General features: G+C 45.1%; 18 protein-coding genes. 6 read left to right on the forward strand and 12 right to left on the reverse strand.

Features of this window, described 5'->3' with window-relative positions; genetic code table 11:
- Nucleotides 1-7: 7 nt before the first annotated feature.
- From ACXAFM_RS04955 to galE, 4 genes are all read left to right on the forward strand, one after another.
- On the forward strand, nucleotides 8-1,126 hold the full coding sequence (locus ACXAFM_RS04955; RefSeq protein WP_474827432.1) for a KpsE/RkpR family capsule polysaccharide export protein: 1,119 nt from the start codon (nucleotides 8-10) through the stop codon (nucleotides 1,124-1,126).
- Nucleotides 1,127-1,343: 217 nt separating this feature from the next.
- Nucleotides 1,344-2,864, forward strand: coding sequence for a peptide MFS transporter (locus ACXAFM_RS04960; RefSeq protein WP_474833573.1), 1,521 nt, complete (start codon nucleotides 1,344-1,346; stop codon nucleotides 2,862-2,864).
- Nucleotides 2,865-2,977: 113 nt separating this feature from the next.
- Nucleotides 2,978-3,280 (forward strand): DUF6170 family protein, encoded by a 303-nt coding sequence (locus ACXAFM_RS04965; protein WP_474833575.1) that lies wholly within the window; start codon nucleotides 2,978-2,980, stop codon nucleotides 3,278-3,280.
- Nucleotides 3,277-4,299 carry a UDP-glucose 4-epimerase GalE gene (gene galE / locus ACXAFM_RS04970; protein WP_474833578.1) on the forward strand — a complete coding sequence of 341 codons (1,023 nt, stop codon included), beginning with the start codon at nucleotides 3,277-3,279 and terminating at the stop codon, nucleotides 4,297-4,299. Before ACXAFM_RS04965 ends, galE begins: the two co-directional genes overlap by 4 nt.
- Before the next feature lie 184 nt (nucleotides 4,300-4,483).
- Here the strand turns inward: galE and ACXAFM_RS04975 are convergent, their stop codons facing one another.
- The 10 genes from ACXAFM_RS04975 to ccmA all read right to left on the reverse strand — a co-directional run bounded on the left by ACXAFM_RS04975 (nucleotide 4,484) and on the right by ccmA (nucleotide 12,832).
- Nucleotides 4,484-5,416 carry an MlaA family lipoprotein gene (locus ACXAFM_RS04975; protein ID WP_474833581.1) on the reverse strand — a complete coding sequence of 311 codons (933 nt, stop codon included), beginning with the start codon at nucleotides 5,414-5,416 and terminating at the stop codon, nucleotides 4,484-4,486.
- A 2-nt stretch (nucleotides 5,417-5,418) separates the two neighbouring features.
- Nucleotides 5,419-6,708: a c-type cytochrome biogenesis protein CcmI gene (gene ccmI, locus ACXAFM_RS04980; RefSeq protein ID WP_474833584.1), complete on the reverse strand. Its 1,290-nt coding sequence runs from the start codon at nucleotides 6,706-6,708 to the stop codon at nucleotides 5,419-5,421.
- Nucleotides 6,705-7,256 (reverse strand): cytochrome c-type biogenesis protein, encoded by a 552-nt coding sequence (locus ACXAFM_RS04985; protein WP_474827444.1) that lies wholly within the window; start codon nucleotides 7,254-7,256, stop codon nucleotides 6,705-6,707. The genes ccmI and ACXAFM_RS04985 overlap by 4 nt, the downstream gene beginning before the upstream one ends.
- Nucleotides 7,257-7,258: 2 nt before the next feature.
- Nucleotides 7,259-7,915 (reverse strand): redoxin family protein, encoded by a 657-nt coding sequence (locus ACXAFM_RS04990; RefSeq protein WP_474833586.1) that lies wholly within the window; start codon nucleotides 7,913-7,915, stop codon nucleotides 7,259-7,261.
- Nucleotides 7,915-9,972: a heme lyase CcmF/NrfE family subunit gene (locus ACXAFM_RS04995; protein ID WP_474833588.1), complete on the reverse strand. Its 2,058-nt coding sequence runs from the start codon at nucleotides 9,970-9,972 to the stop codon at nucleotides 7,915-7,917. Before ACXAFM_RS04995 ends, ACXAFM_RS04990 begins: the two co-directional genes overlap by 1 nt.
- 3 nt (nucleotides 9,973-9,975) lie before the next feature.
- Entirely contained in the window at nucleotides 9,976-10,470 is a 495-nt protein-coding gene (gene ccmE, locus ACXAFM_RS05000) for a cytochrome c maturation protein CcmE (protein WP_474827450.1), read from the reverse strand.
- A gap of 74 nt (nucleotides 10,471-10,544) precedes the next feature.
- Nucleotides 10,545-10,754 carry a heme exporter protein CcmD gene (ccmD, locus tag ACXAFM_RS05005; protein WP_474833591.1) on the reverse strand — a complete coding sequence of 70 codons (210 nt, stop codon included), beginning with the start codon at nucleotides 10,752-10,754 and terminating at the stop codon, nucleotides 10,545-10,547.
- A gap of 1 nt (nucleotide 10,755) precedes the next feature.
- Nucleotides 10,756-11,544, reverse strand: a complete 789-nt coding sequence (locus ACXAFM_RS05010) for a heme ABC transporter permease (RefSeq protein WP_474833595.1) — start codon at nucleotides 11,542-11,544, stop codon at nucleotides 10,756-10,758.
- Nucleotides 11,544-12,209, reverse strand: coding sequence for a heme exporter protein CcmB (gene ccmB, locus ACXAFM_RS05015; protein WP_076011841.1), 666 nt, complete (start codon nucleotides 12,207-12,209; stop codon nucleotides 11,544-11,546). Before ccmB ends, ACXAFM_RS05010 begins: the two co-directional genes overlap by 1 nt.
- A complete protein-coding gene (gene ccmA, locus ACXAFM_RS05020; protein WP_474827458.1) occupies nucleotides 12,209-12,832 on the reverse strand; it encodes a cytochrome c biogenesis heme-transporting ATPase CcmA in 624 nt (207 codons plus the stop codon). The genes ccmB and ccmA overlap by 1 nt, the downstream gene beginning before the upstream one ends.
- A gap of 281 nt (nucleotides 12,833-13,113) precedes the next feature.
- Between ccmA and ACXAFM_RS05025 the strand changes: the two genes are divergently transcribed.
- On the forward strand, nucleotides 13,114-15,669 hold the full coding sequence (locus ACXAFM_RS05025) for a flagellar hook-length control protein FliK (RefSeq protein ID WP_474833599.1): 2,556 nt from the start codon (nucleotides 13,114-13,116) through the stop codon (nucleotides 15,667-15,669).
- A gap of 11 nt (nucleotides 15,670-15,680) precedes the next feature.
- Complete coding sequence (locus ACXAFM_RS05030) at nucleotides 15,681-15,998, forward strand: EscU/YscU/HrcU family type III secretion system export apparatus switch protein (RefSeq protein WP_474827462.1); 318 nt, start codon at nucleotides 15,681-15,683, stop codon at nucleotides 15,996-15,998.
- Between the two features lie 152 nt (nucleotides 15,999-16,150).
- Here ACXAFM_RS05030 and ACXAFM_RS05035 read toward each other — a convergent pair whose 3' ends face one another.
- Nucleotides 16,151-17,347 carry an ABC transporter permease gene (locus ACXAFM_RS05035; protein ID WP_474833602.1) on the reverse strand — a complete coding sequence of 399 codons (1,197 nt, stop codon included), beginning with the start codon at nucleotides 17,345-17,347 and terminating at the stop codon, nucleotides 16,151-16,153.
- Nucleotides 17,331-18,152 carry an ATP-binding cassette domain-containing protein gene (locus ACXAFM_RS05040; protein ID WP_474833606.1) on the reverse strand — a complete coding sequence of 274 codons (822 nt, stop codon included), beginning with the start codon at nucleotides 18,150-18,152 and terminating at the stop codon, nucleotides 17,331-17,333. Before ACXAFM_RS05040 ends, ACXAFM_RS05035 begins: the two co-directional genes overlap by 17 nt.
- Nucleotides 18,153-18,263: the final 111 nt, after the last annotated feature.

An 18,263-nucleotide genomic window follows, 5' to 3' on the forward strand; every position in this document is an offset into this window, starting at 1 on the left:
AATCACAGTGGAAAAATCTCTTACACAGCTCAATGCGCTTCTAAGTAAACACAAAATGCTGTTGCTTGTACTTCCATGGGTACTGTATGCCGCCTACCTTGTTCTATGGGCGGCACCACAATACGAAAGTAAAAGTCAGCTTATCGTTAAATCAAGCGATGGCGGCAGCAGCTTTGACCCATCTTCCCTATTGATGGCTGCTGGTGTTTCTGGTGCATCAGGCGGCACAGAAAGTCAGCTTGTAGAAGCTTATATTCAATCTGCCGATATGATTAAGTATCTAGATGAGACTATTGGCCTTCGAGAGCATTACATGTCAGACAAAGCTGATATGTTTAGCGGCCTGTCGTCTTCTCATAAGCAAGAAGACTTTTACCAGTTTTACTTAAATCATATTGAGGTAAGCGTCGATTCAGCATCTTCAGTAATTAGCCTGCGTACCCGAGCTTTTGACGCAGAATATGCGCAAATAATCAACCAGGCAATTGTTGATAAGGCGGAAGAGTTTATCAACAACATCAATAACAACTTGGCGAAATCAAAGCTCACTTTTGCCAAAGGTGAACACGAGATTGTTGAACAAAAGCTTCAGCAAGCAAAGACGGAAATTTTAGGTTTTCAATCTAAATACAACGTACTTGACCCTACAGCTGAAGGCGCGGCGTTTCAGCAGATTGCTTTTTCATTAGAAGCAACCCTTGCCCAGAAAAAAGCTGAGCTAAGTACCATGTCCACTATGATGTCTAACGTCGCACCTGAAGTGATAAACATCAAGCGTGAAATAGCTGCACTTCAAAAAGAAGTCGAAAAGCAGAAAGAGCGCATTAGTACAGCTGAAGGAGAAAGTGAAGCTCTGTCAGTCAGTGAACTTATGGCCCAATACAGCAACCTTCAGGTTCAGCTTCAGTTGGCTATTCAAGCGTATTCTTCATCGCTTATCACCCTTGAAAACGCGCGCGTAGAGGCATATCAAAAATTGCAACACTTGGTAACCGTAGAATCACCTACCCTTCCCGATGATAATGCTTACCCCACAGTTATCTATAACCTGGTTCTTTTCGGTGTCTCATTGCTGCTTATTTACGGCATCGTAAGAATTGTAGTGGCTACTATCCGCGAGCTTTAGTACCCCCATAAGTTCAACGAGCAAACAATTCAATCGACTAAGTCGTTCAAGACTTAGTCGATTGACAACGCTTTAATGAAGTTTGTCGCCCAAATCTTGTGTCTTTGAGCAAGCTCTAGTATAAGAAGCTATCCGCCTTACGGACTACTATCAAAGAGCCTATCCTATAAGTGCTCTACAATAACAACCATAAGCAATATGGAATTAAAATATAATTATGAAATCATCTAACGATACGAGCTTTTTTGGCCATCCAGGGGGCCTAAGAACGCTATTCTTTACAGAAATGTGGGAGCGCATGAGTTACTACGGCATGCGCGCGCTACTTGTTCTTTTCATGACAGCAAGCTTACAAACCCAAGGGTTAGGTTTTACCGTTGCAACGGCTGGCGCTATCTACGGCCTATACACTGGCGCGGTATACTTTTTAGGGTTGCCAGGTGGTTGGCTAGCTGACCGCTTGATTGGTGGTAAGAACGCCGTATGGTACGGCGGCATTATCATCTTCGCAGGTCACGTAGTGCTTGCTATAGACTTACAAAACCTATTTTTCGTGGGTCTTATTCTTGTCGCTTCCGGCACAGGCTTACTTAAACCCAATATTTCAGCCATGGTTGGTCAGCAATATGGTGAGGATGATGGCCGTCGTGACAGTGGCTATGCGCTGTATTACATGGGTATTAACATTGGTTCTCTTATCGCCTACCTAGTGACTGGTTATTTACAGGAAAATTGGGGTTGGCACTATGCATTCGGTGCAGCTGCTATTGGTATGGCTATTGGCCTAATTCAATATTACTTCAGCAACCGTTCGTTATCGGCTGATTCTGTTGCGCCTGCCAACCCATATCAAGGTGCCGCTAAGCAGCGTGCATGGATGGGCGTATGGGCAGTAGTAGCAATCGCTGTTGTAGTTATTGTACTTGCGCACATGGGCACCATCGTTATTGAGCCTGTTGCCCTTGCTCAACAGGTTGCCGTTGCCTTTACGGTCATCTTCTTCCTTTATTTCGGCTTTATTTATTTTAAAGGCCAACTAAGCGACAACGAGAAGAAGCGTATGTGGGCGCTGTTCTTAGTGTGCGTTGCGTCAGCCTGTTTCTGGTCTGGTTTTGAGCAAGCAGGCTCTTCGTTAAACCTATTCGCACAGAACTATACCGACCGTGTACTTGAAAGCGGTTCGCTCATCACTTCTCTATTCGGAATGGATGCAATTCCAACCGTATGGTTCCAGCTTTCAAACTCGCTATTTATTATAATTTTGTCACCTTTCTTCGCCGCCCTTTGGATTAACCTTGCTAAGCGAATGATAGACCCGTCGTACACCATCAAATGTGCCATTGGTATCGTTATTATGGCATCGGGCTTCTTGGTAATGTTTATGGCGTCACAATACGCCGCTCAAGGCCTTAAAGTTGCGCCTATGTGGCTAGTTACAACCTACTTCTTGCATACGGTTGGTGAGCTTTGCCTAAGCCCAGTTGCACTTAGCGCCGTAAGTAAGCTTTCGCCTAAGCGTTTTGCAGGGCAAATGATGGGGGTGTTTGTACTAACCTACTCTATCGGTAACATTATTGCTGGCCTGCTTTCTGGTAACTTTGATCCAGAAAAGGTTGAGCAAATGCCTGACTTGTATCTTCAAATTGCCCTATTCAGTATAGCTATTGCTATCGTGATTGGTTTAATGAGCTTTAAGTCTCGTTTCTGGGAAAAAGCAGGTATTGAAGAAAAAGCGTAATTTATCATTAGCATGTTTTAAGTGCTGACCAATTACCCTACAATAACCGCCGCAACGTAATGTTCCGGCGGTTTTTTATTTAAGGTTTCGAAATAAAGGCTTAGAGCAAACCTATGAAGTTTTATTTTTCTACAAGAGACATTCCTGCCTTACAAGGTCTTCCTTTAACAGAGCGCGTTAAGTTGCTCGACCAAGCAGCAAAACGGCTTACTGTTCCAGAAAAGACCTTACTGAATGTTCTAAAGCTACTTGTTATCGTGCCTGTGTTTGCACTTATTCTTCAAACCGCATCAAATTGGACCTCGTTACTCTGGGCTTTTGTGGTATTTTTATTTTATCCATTGGTTATAAAACCTTTTCAATATTCCATCTGCGCTAAATACATTGCGCAACCGTCTAGCAAGGAGAATGCATGAAGACCATCCTAGTCACTGGTGGTGCAGGCTATATAGGTAGCCACACAGTTCTACAGTTACTTGAACAAAACTACGGCGTTGTCGTACTCGACAACCTAGCAAATTCAAGTGCTGAATCGTTGCGTCGTGTGGAAACACTAACGGGCAAGTCGGTGACATTTGTGCAAGGCGATATTCGCGACACTGCTGTTTTAGATGACATCTTCAGCGAGCATAATATTTATGCTGTTATTCACTTTGCCGGTTTAAAAGCCGTTGGCGAATCTGTACAAAAGCCACTGTCATACTATGAAAACAACGTGTATGGCACGCTAACGCTATGTAAAGCTATGCAAAAGCACAATGTGAAGAATATCGTATTTAGCTCATCTGCTACGGTTTACGGCGACCCAGCATCGCTACCGCTACGCGAAGACATGGCCACAGGGCAACCGACCAATCCTTACGGTATGTCTAAACTGATGGTTGAACATATGCTTAGCGATCTTTACGTATCGGACAATGAATGGAACATAGTATTGCTTCGGTACTTCAATCCAGTTGGCGCGCATGAGTCTGGTCAAATTGGCGAAGATCCTAACGGCATTCCAAACAACTTAATGCCTTATATCTCGCAGGTAGCGACAGGTAAACTGGAGCAGCTTAGCGTATTCGGCGACGACTACGATACCGTTGATGGCACCGGCGTTCGCGACTACATTCATGTTGTAGACCTTGCTAGTGGTCACTTAAAAGCGCTCGATCGTCTGAACCTCAACATGGGCTTGGACAAATACAACCTGGGTACTGGCCAGGGCTATTCAGTCATCGAAATGATCAAGGCTTTCGAAAAAGGATCGGGGAGAACTGTGCCTTATAAAGTTGCTCCACGTAGAAGCGGTGACGTAGCTGCCTGTTATGCCGACCCAACTAAAGCTGCTACAGAGCTCAACTGGCATGCTGAAAAAGGCTTAGAAGATATGTGTGCAGACACATGGAACTGGCAGTCGCAAAACCCGATGGGCTATCCAAAGGACTAGCTTGACGCCTAAACACTGCTAATAGGCTTGTTCACATTCTAAAAACTAAAAAGCCACGCTATTAAGCATGGCTTTTTTTGTGCGGTCATTTATAGCTAGAGTGACGTTGAAGTTGAGATTAGATAACAATAAATAACTCGGCCCCGAACTTTATCCAACTTCGTTCTATTTATTACTCTACTCTCTATTTGCCGTCTTTCGACTTGAAGTCTTTTTCTTTTAGCTTAGCTTTCTCACTGACATCAGCTGATGTATCTTCTGAATCTGTAGACTCATCAACCGCTTCTTCTGACGCTTCTTCATAGCTATCAAAGTCACTGCCTTCCAGCATAGCTTCAAAATCAGCAAAGTCATCTAGCTGCTCTTCATCTATCGCTTTGTCACCACTTTTGCCATCAGTAACGCGGAATTCTAGATTCTCAAAATAAGCATTTTTTACGAAAGCATAATCGTCAACCGATTGCTCAAGCTGCGCTTCTTGGTCAAGTAATTGCGCTCTTGTTTCCAATACTGAAATACCAATACGAGCAAAGTTTACAGAACCTTCAAGCAACGACATAGGGAAAGCAAACCCGTCAACATAGTCGCCGGTAAAGCTTCGCGGGTCGCTTGGACCTAAAAATGGAAGCATCAAGAAAGGCCCAGTATCTAATCCCCATACAGCTAGAGTTTCACCAAACTGCTCGCGTTTACGCTCAATGCCAATTTTTGACGCGACATCAAAGGTGCCGACTAGCCCTACCGTAGTATTTATTAAAAAGCGTGCTAGGCTGTCTAAACCATCATCCACTTTGCCTTGAAACATATTATTTAAAAAGTTTGCTGGCTCTTGTAGGTTATCCGTAATGTTCACTAAGCCAGTTCGTGCAGGCTGAGGCATAACGGTAACGTAGGTAACTGTGATAGGGCGCAAGATGTAGGCATCCAATACATCCCAGTTGAAGTCCCAAATCTTACGGTTAACCGGTTCAAGTGGATCCCGTGGGTCCGATGTGTCCACTACAGCAGCATTTGAATTAGCCTCCTGCGATTGAGGCTGCGCATTGTTGGTCGCACAGCCCCCTAGAAAACCTGCGGCAATAATCAACCCGGTCGCGAGTGATTTAGACAAGTCCATACTTATAATTCCTTATCAATAATAATGCTTAGTGAAGATAGCTCATTGGCAGCAACGCTTGCATTTACACTTCCCTGCCATTCTCCCTGAGCTACTGCCACATTACCATCTTCCGATAGCCTTGCGGTAACCACTACATTAGAAAGGGTAGCAAGTGTAAATTGTGGCATCATAGCGTTTTCGGTAGTTAATGTTACAGAAACCGGAAAGTCATCTATTGGCAACTTAACCACTGCAGCAGGCATTCTATTATCTGAGTTGGCATCTTGAGCAAACACAATTAAAAAGCCTTCATTAGGCGCGTTTGCTTTAGCGTTATCGGACAAATTAACGGTGATAGTAAAACCAGTAACGGCCTCCTTGTTATCGCCTTGTACATCCGTCTCACCCGTAGGTTCTGCATAAGAACTTTGCAACGCTACCATTTCGCTGGTATTTCCTTCTAGCTCTTTTATACGCGCAACTAAACGCTGGGCCATATCGCTATCTGCTGGCAGTTTGCCTTCAACTTGCAGATAAAAACGGCGAGTATTTTCAAGGTCCCCAAGTTGAGCCGACACCACTGCCATCATAAGCGCGAGATTATCATTCTCAGGGTTATCATTAAGCAAGCCTAATAAGATAGATTGTGCTCGTTCCAGATTGTTTACATCACCTGTGGTCATCAAAGCTTGAGCTAGCGTAATGCGATTCGCAGCGTTAGACGGCGCCAAACTCACTGCTTTATCGATAGCTTCAATGGCCTGTATTTCTTGGCCAATACTCAGCATTAATCTGCCAAAATACATCCAACCGGTGTCGTCTTCGGGCTCTTCTCTCAGACGCTGACGTATAGCAAGAGCAAGACTAGCAATGTCTTGTTGTGTCAGGTTATTCGCATTACCGCTGGCAAGCTGTTGACTCAATTCGGGTAGCGCCTCAACAGCCTGCTGGGCTTTAGCAACACGTTCCATTTGGTTAACTTGCGAGTACACAATTGCTCCGCATACCAATGCAAGTAGACAACCTATTGCCAGCGGCAATTTAGCATTACCCGTTTTATGAGATTGAAATGCACTTTCATCCACCAGTGCCAGTTTAAGTTCATCAACCGCCTGGCGCTTGTCGTGCTCACTAATAAGCCCTTCTAGCACCTCGCGGTCAAGTTCAGCAAGGCGTTGCTTAACAATTTGCGTATTGCTTAAACTGTCTTGTTTTGCGTGGTTTTTATTACGCAACCATGGGAAAGCGATAATTAAAAGAACAAGCGTGATCAAGCCTGAAACAATGATATAAAACTCAGACCAACTCATTCTTTTTCTCGCTCCAACATTTCATCTGCTTTGGCTAACTTAGCGGCCATATCTTCTGGTGGTGTTACCGATTTGCGGCGAATCACCACAATAAGGGCAATAAAAATAAACAAGACAGGACCAGCCCATAGCCACAAGGTCGCAGCCGTAACCGGCGGTTGATAATGCACAAAATCGCCATAGCGCGACTTCATAAAATCAATCACCTCCTGCTCTGTTTTGCCTTGCTTTAATAGTGCGTATACTTTTCGGCGCATGTCGTGGGCAATCATGGCGTCGCTATCGGCAATATTCTGGTTTTGACACATAGGGCAACGCAGTTCAGCGGTAAGTTTTAGAAAGCTCTCACGTTGTGCTGAAGTGTCGAAGGTAAATTTATCTTCAGCGGCGTGTACCGAGAAAGGGCCAATTACCAGCAAAAGGGCAAAAAAACTAGACACTAGCGTTTTGAAAACGGAAAATTTGAAAGTTAAATTGTCAGCAACACGTACATCTGAATCAACCTCATAGGCTCCACAAGGTATATGAGTAGTATTTCTAGCTAACATCCTTACTCACCTCCTTGAGCACTTTGGGCGTCACTCATTACAGCATCAACGTCCACTTTCCTATCTTTACTAACTTTGCCAGACGCTTCTGCCACCAGCTTGTTATAAAGCGGCCCAACTTTTGAATTCCACACCCGCTCGTTAATATCACCTATGTGGTGCATTCGAATAATGCCTTCAGCGTCGATAACAAAGTGTTCTGGCGCACCAGTAACGCCAAGGTCGAGCGACGTATCGCGATAGACATCAAAAATATTATATGCATAAGGGTTGCCGTAACGGCTGAGCATGTCGGTAACTTCTTTCTGAACGCGACTGAGTGTTTTTGTGCCAAAGTCTGGGTCTAAGTCCTGATCAAAATACAAACCCACAATATGAACGTTTTGTTCGTTCTTTAGCTGAGTAAGGTACGGCATTTCGACAGCGCAGGTCACGCACCATACACCCCATACATTTAAGATAGTCACCTTTCCTTTTAAATCTTCTGGGGTATAGGTGATATCCGGCTGCATAAGATCTGGCAGTGAGAATGCAGGTAACGTCTTATCCTGAACTTGAGAGTCTAGCTCTCTAGGGTCAGAAAAAAGCCCTTTGAATAAGAAAATAACCAGCAAAGAAAACAGCACCAATGGAATGGCAACAAGTGGAGCTTTTTTCATTATGCGCCTCCTTTCACTGATGCATTTGATGAAGTGGATACTTGACCATGAGATTGCTCAGCGTCATTTTCACCTTTACCACCGAATACACGTTTTATCTTTTTCACTTTAGCCATACGATAGCGTTTGTCGCTAATGGAGAAAATACCGCCTATAGCCATAACCACTGCGCCAGCCCATAGCCAGATAACAAACGGTTTAATGTAAATACGAATGGCCCACGCACCGTTGTCTAGCGGTTCACCCATAGCAATAAATAAGTCTCGTGCTAGGTTTGAATGGATAGCCGCTTCTGTCATTGGCATACGCTGAACAATATACAAACGTTTCTCAGGCTCTAAATGCGCTATTTGTTCGCCGTTTTTATAAACGTCGAATACGCCTTTGTCCGCTTCAAAGTTCGGGCCTTGTACTTTACGTACGTCTTTGAAGGTAAAATCATAACCACCTAGAGAAACCGTATCGCCAATGTCCATGCGCACATCCCGCTCCATTTCGTAGTTTGAAACAAGGGTAATACCGATGATACAAATAGCGAAGCCCACATGCCCTAACACCATGCCCCAGTGGCTTGGTGTAAGTTTGCGAAGTTTAGATAGTACCGATGCATTATCAGAGCTATTTGAAGGCATAGCTGATAAACGCTGCATGACTTCTTGCACTGTGGTGACGAGGATCCAAAACACCAACACCATTCCCAGTACACCCATGTAAGTTGGTTCGTCGTAGGCAAAGTTCACTAGTACACCTGCGCTTAGCGCAATTCCACCTGCAACCAACAGTTGTTTTTGCAGTTCGCTGGCTTTTTGCTGCTTCCAACGCGTTAGCGGACCAAGCCCTAGCATCAATACAAAGGGCACAATTAACAAGGTGAACATTTGGTTAAAGAATGGAGCGCCTACGGAAATACTGCCCAAGCCTAACTCTTTGTGAACAAGAGGCAGTAGCGTACCGAGAAGAACAACTAATGTTGCTGCACACAGAAAGACATTATTACCCATTAACAACACTTCACGGGAAAACGCTTGATAGCGGCCTGGGCTTTTAAGTGAAGCTGCACGCATAGCGTAAAGCAGCAAGCCAAAACCGCTAAGTACAATCAATATGCCTAAAATGAACAAGCCTCGTGTAGGGTCGCTTGCAAACGAGTGCACCGAAACGATGACCCCGGAACGTACTAAAAAGGTCCCTAATAAACTCAAACTAAATGCGGCAATTGCAAGTAGCACAGTCCATGACTTAAAAGCCTTTCGCTTTTCGGTCACAGCCAGCGAGTGCATTAAGGCAGTACCGACCAGCCAAGGCATGAAAGAGGCGTTCTCGACTGGGTCCCAAAACCACCAGCCGCCCCAGCCCAGTTCGTAATACGCCCACCAGCTACCTAGTGCAATGCCCACTGTGAGAAACGCCCAGGCAGAGATAACCCAAGGCCTTGACCAACGCGCCCAAGTTGAATCTAACTGACCCGAGATAAGCGCAGAAATAGCAAACGCGAAAGCGACAGAAAAGCCTACATAGCCCATATAAAGCATAGGCGGATGAATGATCATACCAAAATCTTGCAGCAGCGGATTCAGATCTCGTCCGTCAACCGGGAAAAACGGCAGCATGCTGTTAAAGGGATTTGAGGTAAGCAGCATAAATAAGTAAAAACCAATGCCTACCATGCCCAATACCGATAGCACCCGCGCGACCATAGCAAGTGGAATACCCTTGCTGAATATCGCCACTGCCACTGTCCAGATTGAAAGCATCAATACCCACAGTAGGAATGAACCTTCATGACCGCCCCATACTGCGGTAATTTTATAATAGATAGGAAGCCGGCTATTTGAATGCTGCGCAACATAAGCCACGCTAAAGTCATCGGTAACAAACGCGTAGGTCAAGCACACATAGGCAATAAGCGTAAACGTAAACAAGCCAATGGCTAATGGCTTGGCTGTAGCCATTAACGTTTCATGCTGACGATGCGCCCCCCATAGAGGATAAACGGCTAATAAAATAGACAATACTAACGCTAGCGTTAGCGCTATATTTCCAATCTCAGGCACCATAAATTATTTGCCTCCAGTGCCGTTAGACGACTCGTAGGAAGGCATATTGTCAGGTTTAACGTGTTTAATACCCTTCATTTTTTCAGCTAGTTCAGGCGGCATGTATTCTTCATCGTGCTTCGCCAGCACTTCCTGCGCTTTAATGTTGCTTGCACCAGTGAGTACTCCTGTTGCCACAATGCCTTGACCTTCGCGGAACAAATCAGGCAGGATACCGGTATAGGTTACGGTAACCGTTGGGCCAGTATCGATAAGGTCAAAGCTCACCGCTAAGCTTTCTTGATCCCGCTTCACACTGCCAGGTACCACCATACCGCCTATACGAAGACGCTGGCCTACTTGTGGTTTCTGGCCGTTTTTACCTTCAATAATTTCGCTGGGCGTATAAAAAAGGTCAATACTGTCGTTTAGAGCGTAAAGCATCAATCCAATTGCACTTACTACTAAAAAACCGATAATTCCTACTACGGTCAATCGCTGCTTTCGTCTCGGGTTCATGCAACTCTCACTTCGAAAAAACTAATAAACGATAAAAACGCAAATGAATGCTAAGTTCACTTTTCGCATTAACACTACATGCTGTCTTGCTGTTGTTGTCGCGCTTTTTTAATTCGCGCTTTGCGCTCTTTTTCCACTACAACCTGCTTTAAGAGGGTGCTGTGCTTAATAAAACTCTGAATGGCGATAATGCCCATTGCTAAGAAGGTAACGCCAAACGAAAGCCATACATAAAATGCATAGCCGCCCATATTTAAAAAATCGGTAAAGGAGTCAAACTGCATGTTAACTGCCCTCTTTTAAATTGACGTTAGGTGAGCCATTGGTCTGTTTCGACACTTTCGCTGTTGCCAAGGCTTGTACCCAAGGTCTGTGCAACTCTCGCAACACGATTTCATTACGTAAACGCACTGTCGTTACCGCGCCGATAAAAAGCGCGAAACCCAGCAAGTTGATTAACAGCGGCCACAGCATTTCAGGAGCAATCGAAGGATTGTCGAACTTACTAATGGTCGCACCTTGGTGCAACGTGTTCCACCACTCTACCGAGTAGTGGATAATGGGGATATTTACTACGCCTACAAGCGCCATTACACCCGCGGCTTTGCCCGCCTGTTGCTTATCTTCAAACGCACCGTAAAGTGCAATCACGCCCATGTACAAGAAAAGCAGAATAAGCTCTGAAGTTAGGCGTGCATCCCACACCCACCAAGCGCCCCACATTGGCTTGCCCCAGGCGGCGCCGGTGAACAGAGCGACAAACGTCATTACTGCGCCGATAGGCGCCATAGCAATCATGCTCATATAGGCAGTGCGCCACTGCCACACCATACCCACCAAGGCTGCAATTGCCATGGCGACATAAGTGCCCATAGACAAAATGGCGCTAGGTACATGGATATAGATAATTCTAAATGAATCACCTTGTTGATAATCTTGAGGCGCAAATGCCAGCCCCCATACAGTGCCAATGCTCAGACACACTAAAGCACCAACCCAAAACCAAGGCTGTAAAGTTAGGCAGAGCTGATACGCGCGCTCTGTCTTTGCGTAGGGGTGTAACCACTTCCACATTAGTTTTGACTCACTTTTAAAGAATACGCGATGGCAAACGGTGCCAATGCCGCAGCCAATAAAAGCATGGCGGCAATAATAGCAAGTTGCGCATGATAAGGTAATTGCAGTGCGGCAGAATCCACAGCCGACGTGGCAAATATCAGTAACGGAATAAAGACAGGGATAAGTAGCAATGCCAACAGCACCCCACCTTTTTGCAATCCAACGGTAAGCCCTACTGCAATAGCACCAATTAAAGAAAGTAAAGGCGTTCCCAGCAACAATGTTAAAACGAGCGCGATATACATATCGACCGTTAAATTTAAAAACATCGCTAGCAGTGGAGAAAGCAATAATAAAGGCACGAAGCTAACCAGCCAATGGGCAGCCACTTTTACTGCACTCACCGCTGGTAATGGCATACCAGATAACATGTACTGCTCTAGCGACCCGTCTTGGAAGTCATCGCGAAACAGCCTTTCCATCGCCATGAGCGATGACAAAATCGCCGCAATCCATATTACCCCTGGCCCAATGCGCTGAAGGGTGTCGGGAGACGGACTAACGCCTAAGGGAAATAAAGTCACCACCATTAGCAAAAACATCAGAGGTTGCACCAATTCCGCTTTTTGCTTGAACGCAATGTGCATGTCGCGTTTAAAAATACCTTGATAAAGTGACATTAAAAGCGATACTCCAAATCGAATACACGGTGTTTCCCTGCAGTTTCTGACAGGGGTTGATGCGAAGTAGTAATAATAAGACCGCCTCGACCAACGTGCTCATTCATACTTTTTTCAAGCATGTGAACCCCTTTTACGTCAAGCGCTGTGAACGGTTCGTCCAGAATCCACACCTTTGCTGGCTTAAGCCATAACCTTGATAGCGCAACACGCCGCTGTTGTCCTGCCGATAAATACCTAACAGGCACATCTTCAAGCCCCACTAATCCCACTTTTTCTAATACGTCAAAAAGCGTGTTAACGGGCACTGATACATTGTGCTGAGCTAGCCAAAACGATAGATTGTCTAGGGCAGAAAGACTGCCGTTAGTACCGCTTTTGTGCCCCAAATAGAAAAGATCGCGATAATAGCCGGTTTTGTCTTCGGAAATGTTTACACCGTTATATAAAGCGGCGCCCGACTCAGGTGCACTCAACCCAGTTAATATGCGAAGTAAGCTGGTTTTCCCAGCACCGTTGGGACCGCGTAAATACAGCAACTCACCGGGTTCGACAACCAGTGAAAGCCCTTCAAAAAGGGTTCTATCTCGTTTGCTGCAGGTTAATCCGCGCGCCTCTAACACTACTTGGCTACTCCAACCTTAAAAAGAGGTTCTAAAAAATGGCGCTAGTCTACCACATGAACGCTTTTTCGCAGTCGCGAATTCCAATTAAATATGATTTACTTCAATGACAAAGGCATTTTTCCTGACAGCCATCCGTCGTGAGTAAGCGTTGCCCAGCTGCCTAAAAGATGAATTATTTTGCTTCACCTTATCGACAGGCCCAATAACGAAACTTCCAAACAGAGCTTTGCTATACTCAAATAAGTAAGGAAAAGCGCGACATTGCCGATATCTCAATTATGACAACACCACTATCATCTCTATTGGCAGCCGCTTTATCATCTTCAGATTCCACTACTCAAGGTGCGAGTCGAGGAGCAATGCCTGTTCTAAGCAATACCGCGTTGTCGCAGGCTGCTGCGTTAGACAATGCCGCGAAAGTGATAGTTGAACGCTTGCCTGAACGAGTGCTGTCGATATCAATAACATCGAGTAATGCATCGTCAAATTTAGCGCCGTCGGCGGCCCAAGTATTGAACGTTGTCTTGCCCGCAGATGTCAGCGCCAAGCTTTCCAACCAACCGATTAATAATGCACAGCTTGCACTTTTGCCTAATACCTCTGACCAGGTCTCAAACCCAGAAGCGAAAAGTGTTCAAAATGCTTCTCAGAGTCTGTTAGGCGCTCAGTCTGCAATGCTCCTTTCTACAAGTTTGTCTCAACAAAGCGCGTCATTGTCAGCGCCCGATAAAGCTGAACTACTGAAAGCCGTGGCACAAGCGCTTGCTGCAAATAACGCCGCCGTTACGCTTAAAGGTCAGCTGTCTATTTCTACAAAGAGTGAAAACTTCGGGCAACTCTTGCTCACTACGGTTAAAAACGAGGTTGTTCCCCTAACAGGCATAAACACTGAAAAGCTGGATAGCACGGCTAAAGCAGCGCTTCAAAAGCTAGTTGGACAGCAGGTTGTAATAGGGCTAAGCCGAGCAAACAACGGTGGAATCGCTCTGCAAATTTCTCAAGGTTTGTCCAATCAAAGCACAGATCCACGAGCCAACTACAATCAGCTGATCGCCATAACCCATAAAAATGTAAGTACCAACTTACAACAACAGCTTATTTCCAGCTCGCTCAAGCAAGGTGGCGTAGCCGTTGAGCATAACTTGAGTAACCCGGCTCAACTCAACGCGCTGCTAAAAAGTTCTGGTGCCGACACTAACGCGATAAAAGTGCTTTCTGCGTTGACCTTGACCGACAACAAGCTCTCGATTCGTACATCACAACAAGGCGCGGTATTACAAATTGATCTACCTCAGAGCAAGAACCCTTCCCTTGCAGCCCCAACTCTGACACAGGAACAGGTAAATAAACTTAACCTTTCGACATTACCAAAAGCGGCAGCGAAAGGGCTAGAAGCCAACGTTGGCAATAGCGCTAGCTTACTCTCGTATTCCCCACCAAACGTTAAAACTGAAATTCCAACATCGCTTAAAGGGACAGATGTTCACAATGCAATCACTGCACTTTCTCGAGTATTACTGAGTCAAACAGGCAGTACCAACCAAGCACTAAATCAACTTATAACTATTGTGGAGAATGAAAAATTATTGCCCAGCCAGGGTGCGCCCAAAACACATGAAGCCCACCACTTTGATAAAATTTTGCAGCACCTAAAAGGCCTTGATGCACTCAACGCAAAGCCTTCTCAAACCAAGGTATCCAACGGCGAGTTTATTGGCCCGCCCAAGCCATCTAATGAACAACTGCTTGCAACAGCAAAAGCTATATTTACTGAAGAGAAAGCTGCCGTTTCAGCAGAGAATAATGGCATGCAAGGAAAAGACGGTGGGAGTAAATCCTCCCTTGTGTCACTTGCCTCTCTCGCACAAGCGTTAAGCTCACAGGCCAAAGGCTTATCAAATAGCTTACTGAGCAACATCGCTGCGCAGCTGGCTGCTGCACAAGGTAAAGGCGCAGAGATACCATCAGTGGTTTTAGATAGTCACGCCAGTTTAGCAGGGGCAAAAACAAATGAGAGCGTAACTGGCGAGAGCGAACCTGCTATCGAGGGGGTAAAAAGCGGAACAAAGAAACTCGCGCTAGATATGAATGAACAAGGCTTGTCGCAACGCTTGCAGCAGCTAATATCCACGCAGGCACTAGTTACCACACCTATAAACTTAACCTCGCCTGTAAACGCTTCCAGCTTTGTTCAAGGACTGGTCGCCTTAGTTCAATTGGCTCTAGCGGGTCGCGCCATGCAGCGTCAGCCTAACTTAAAAGCGCAAATAGACGCGCCCGACTCTATCGTTTCAAAAACGTTGGCGAATATGGGGGTAACCGCTCAACCAAGTCGTGTTAGCCAAGACATCCACCAGTTAGACGGGCGCCAGCAGTTGCTTTCTCAACTTAAAACGCTGTTAAGTAGTCACCAGCAAAACAAAATTGCTAATGTGGACAGCCGTATTCAAGGACAAGATAGTTTTTATTACATTTTGCCATCGCTTTCACAGCACCACAGTCCGCCAGAACTCTTGATAAAACGAGAGCAAGGTGGGCACAACAACAAGCACGCACAAACAGGCGAGCGTTCTCTTTGGAATATCACGATGAAACTGGATATTGGTGACAGTGGACAAGTGTTGGCAAAATCTAAAATTGATAAAAGCACCATTACTTTAGACTTTTATGCCTCAAGCGATGAGGTACTTAAACGTATCGGAGACACCCTACCCTATTTACATAAACGTCTTACTTCGCTCGGTCTGGTTGTTGAAAACACCAGCTACCAACGGGGACACATACCTGAGTCATTAAGTTCACGCCCTCATCAGATCTTTGAAACTAGGGTATAGGTAGAAGGAGTATGACTGATTCTCAAAAGACAAAACGCGCCATCGGCCTAAAATATGATGGCGGCGATAAGAAAAACGCCCCTAAAGTGGTTGCGAAAGGCTATGGAGATTTGGCAGAAGCCATCATAGCCATGGCTGAAGAAACCGGGATATTAATTCACGAAGACCCTTACTTAAGCGAAATCCTCGCTACCCTTGATGTGGGCCAAGATATCCCTGAATCGCTTTATTATGTGATTGCCGAGTTACTCGCCTATTCTTATGTCCTTCAAGGAAAAATCCCTCCTGGTTGGGAGGGTATTATCAAGCGTATCGACTTTGAAGTGTAGTAAACACAAAACTAAAGCGTATAGAACCTGCACTTCAAGTGTTAAATTGTCCACCTTATAAAAAACCTCGCTGCCATAAAGAATAAGCCCGCTTTTAGCGGGCATATTACAAAGATGCTAAACATCCACATGGTGCTAGGTAAGCAGCTTTGCTATCTAAACAGAACCTTCTCTTTGTTAAACCAATGGATACAAAAGAAAATAAGACCTGCCGCAATCACTGCGGTAGACGTAAATATGCCAAAGAGTGCAAAGTAATCCATGGTGCCTTTGAACAGCTCTTTCATGGCAAGGGCAACGTTAGTCAGCGGTACCCAAACCCAGCCTCCTTTTAGCTCTACGCCCGGCATCATGGCTATGATTACGGGGAAGATAACCACCATAATTAGTGACCCCATGTAGCTTTGCGCTTCTTTAAAAGAGCGAGCATAAATAGAAAGCGATAACAGTACCGCCGCAAATACTGCGACCACAGGCACTAACATCAAGAATATCAGTAAGAAGTCTACAAGACCGATCATCGACATGATCTCTACGACAAATTCAACAGCCATTCCTTGGGATAGCACTAGCCCCCATATGGCCATGGAAGACACCGTTATTAGCGCAGTAACAATGCCGGCGGTGGCTACCGTAAAGAACTTACCCAACACCAATTTGTGACGATCCATTGGCGATATAAGTAGGGTTTCTAAGGTACCACGTTCTTTTTCACCAGCGCCTAAGTCGGCCGCTGGCGCCATGGCGCCTTGAAGGCACAAGATGAAGATGAAATATGGTAGCATACCGCCTAAGCGTTCACCCCACACTTCGCGATCGTCTGCGACATTTTGCTTTTCTATCTTGATTGGCTTCAGCAATGCCTCTTGCTGGGTTTCATCTAGATTGAGCTGCGAAAAAGCGGTTTGTTGGAAAGCATCAGTATATTCATCAATGATGTCGGACACACGCCCCATCACCTTATTTAAACCAGCATCGTTGAGATAAAGCTCAATCTTATGTTGTCCTGAACTTAATACGTCACTATCGAAACTCTCTGGTATAACCAACACAAAGTCTAACGTTTCATTTTTAATGAGTTTGGCATAGTCAGTCTCATCGCCAATCGTAACTGGCTCGAATTTATCAGAGGCATCGTTAAAAGACTGTACAATTGCTGGCGCATACGCTTCACCAACTATCGCGTATTTCAGTACTTTATTTTCCGCTTTGTCCGCCGCTGAACTCATAAAAAAGAACGCGACACCGAAAATAGCTGGGAATAACAAAAGCGGTAAACCAATCATGAATATGATGGTTTTCTTATCCCTTAATAGCTCTTTGAATTCCTTTTTAAAGATTAACCACATTGCCCATCTCCTCAGAATCCATTGAAAGTGTTTTTAGGAAGCTTTTATGCATTTGCCCTGCCTCTCCACCATTACCAGAAAGCGCACTAAATGCGGTAAGCGAGTCGTTGAATACTGTTTCACCTTGATTAATAACTGTTACTTTGTCACAAAGAGCTTGTACTTCGTCGAGGTGGTGGGTAGAGAAGATTACCGGTGTACCTTTATCTTTAAGGCGCTGAATGAATTCCATCACGGTACTCGTTGCCATAATATCAAGGCCAGTTGTAGGCTCATCGAGAACCACTAACTCTGGCTCGTGAATAACAGCACGGGCAATCGACACTTTTTGCTTCATGCCTGATGAAAAATTCTCCGCTCTTCTATCAAGGAAGGTTTGCATATCGAGCAAATCAGCTAGCTCTTCAATACGTGTATTAATTACAGTTTTTGAAATGCCGTGTAGCTCTCCGAAGTAGCTAATATTTTCACGCCCACTTAAACGGCCGTATAGACCTGTTGAACTGGAAAGAAAACCAATCTTTTTTCGCGCAATGTTTGGATTAGAAAGTACGTCCTCACCACCAATGAGCACTTTACCGCTGTCGGGTTTAAGCGCTGTTGAAAGCATACGCAAAGTAGTGGTTTTACCTGCGCCGTTAGGCCCTAGCAGTCCCAGAACCTGACCTTTTTCGCAAGTAAAAGACACATCCCTTACTGACTGAAAATAACGCCCTTTTAAACGCGGATCCTTCTTCTCTTGTTCGCTAAGCTTTTTCGGGTTCTCCACCGTAAAGCGTTTAGCGAGACCTGATATTTCAATCATTCCCTTTTCCCTCTTGATGTAAGCTATTCTCAATATTAATTGTTGTTTAAGGCATTGTTTGCTGTAGCCGCAAACTTTCCTTATTTATATTCTGAAACGTTGAACCTTGGA

Source organism: Alteromonas sp. ABD4_190 (assembly GCF_056160105.1).

Bases quoted from the DNA above. Each gene is read 5' to 3' on its own strand.
- ACXAFM_RS04975 (WP_474833581.1), bottom strand. From the start codon at position 5,416: ATGGACTTGTCTAAATCACTCGCGACCGGGTTGATTATTGCCGCAGGT.
- ACXAFM_RS04990 (WP_474833586.1), bottom strand. From the start codon at position 7,915: ATGAAAAAAGCTCCACTTGTTGCCATTCCATTGGTGCTGTTTTCTTTG.
- ACXAFM_RS04985 (WP_474827444.1), bottom strand. From the start codon at position 7,256: ATGTTAGCTAGAAATACTACTCATATACCTTGTGGAGCCTATGAGGTT.
- galE (WP_474833578.1), top strand. From the start codon at position 3,277: ATGAAGACCATCCTAGTCACTGGTGGTGCAGGCTATATAGGTAGCCAC.
- ACXAFM_RS05040 (WP_474833606.1), bottom strand. From the start codon at position 18,152: ATGATTGAAATATCAGGTCTCGCTAAACGCTTTACGGTGGAGAACCCG.
- ccmB (WP_076011841.1), bottom strand. From the start codon at position 12,209: ATGTCACTTTATCAAGGTATTTTTAAACGCGACATGCACATTGCGTTC.
- ACXAFM_RS05025 (WP_474833599.1), top strand. From the start codon at position 13,114: ATGACAACACCACTATCATCTCTATTGGCAGCCGCTTTATCATCTTCA.
- ccmD (WP_474833591.1), bottom strand. From the start codon at position 10,754: ATGCAGTTTGACTCCTTTACCGATTTTTTAAATATGGGCGGCTATGCA.
- ACXAFM_RS04995 (WP_474833588.1), bottom strand. From the start codon at position 9,972: ATGGTGCCTGAGATTGGAAATATAGCGCTAACGCTAGCGTTAGTATTG.
- ACXAFM_RS05030 (WP_474827462.1), top strand. From the start codon at position 15,681: ATGACTGATTCTCAAAAGACAAAACGCGCCATCGGCCTAAAATATGAT.
- ACXAFM_RS04960 (WP_474833573.1), top strand. From the start codon at position 1,344: ATGAAATCATCTAACGATACGAGCTTTTTTGGCCATCCAGGGGGCCTA.
- ccmI (WP_474833584.1), bottom strand. From the start codon at position 6,708: ATGAGTTGGTCTGAGTTTTATATCATTGTTTCAGGCTTGATCACGCTT.
- ACXAFM_RS05010 (WP_474833595.1), bottom strand. From the start codon at position 11,544: ATGTGGAAGTGGTTACACCCCTACGCAAAGACAGAGCGCGCGTATCAG.
- ACXAFM_RS05035 (WP_474833602.1), bottom strand. From the start codon at position 17,347: ATGTGGTTAATCTTTAAAAAGGAATTCAAAGAGCTATTAAGGGATAAG.
- ccmE (WP_474827450.1), bottom strand. From the start codon at position 10,470: ATGAACCCGAGACGAAAGCAGCGATTGACCGTAGTAGGAATTATCGGT.
- ACXAFM_RS04965 (WP_474833575.1), top strand. From the start codon at position 2,978: ATGAAGTTTTATTTTTCTACAAGAGACATTCCTGCCTTACAAGGTCTT.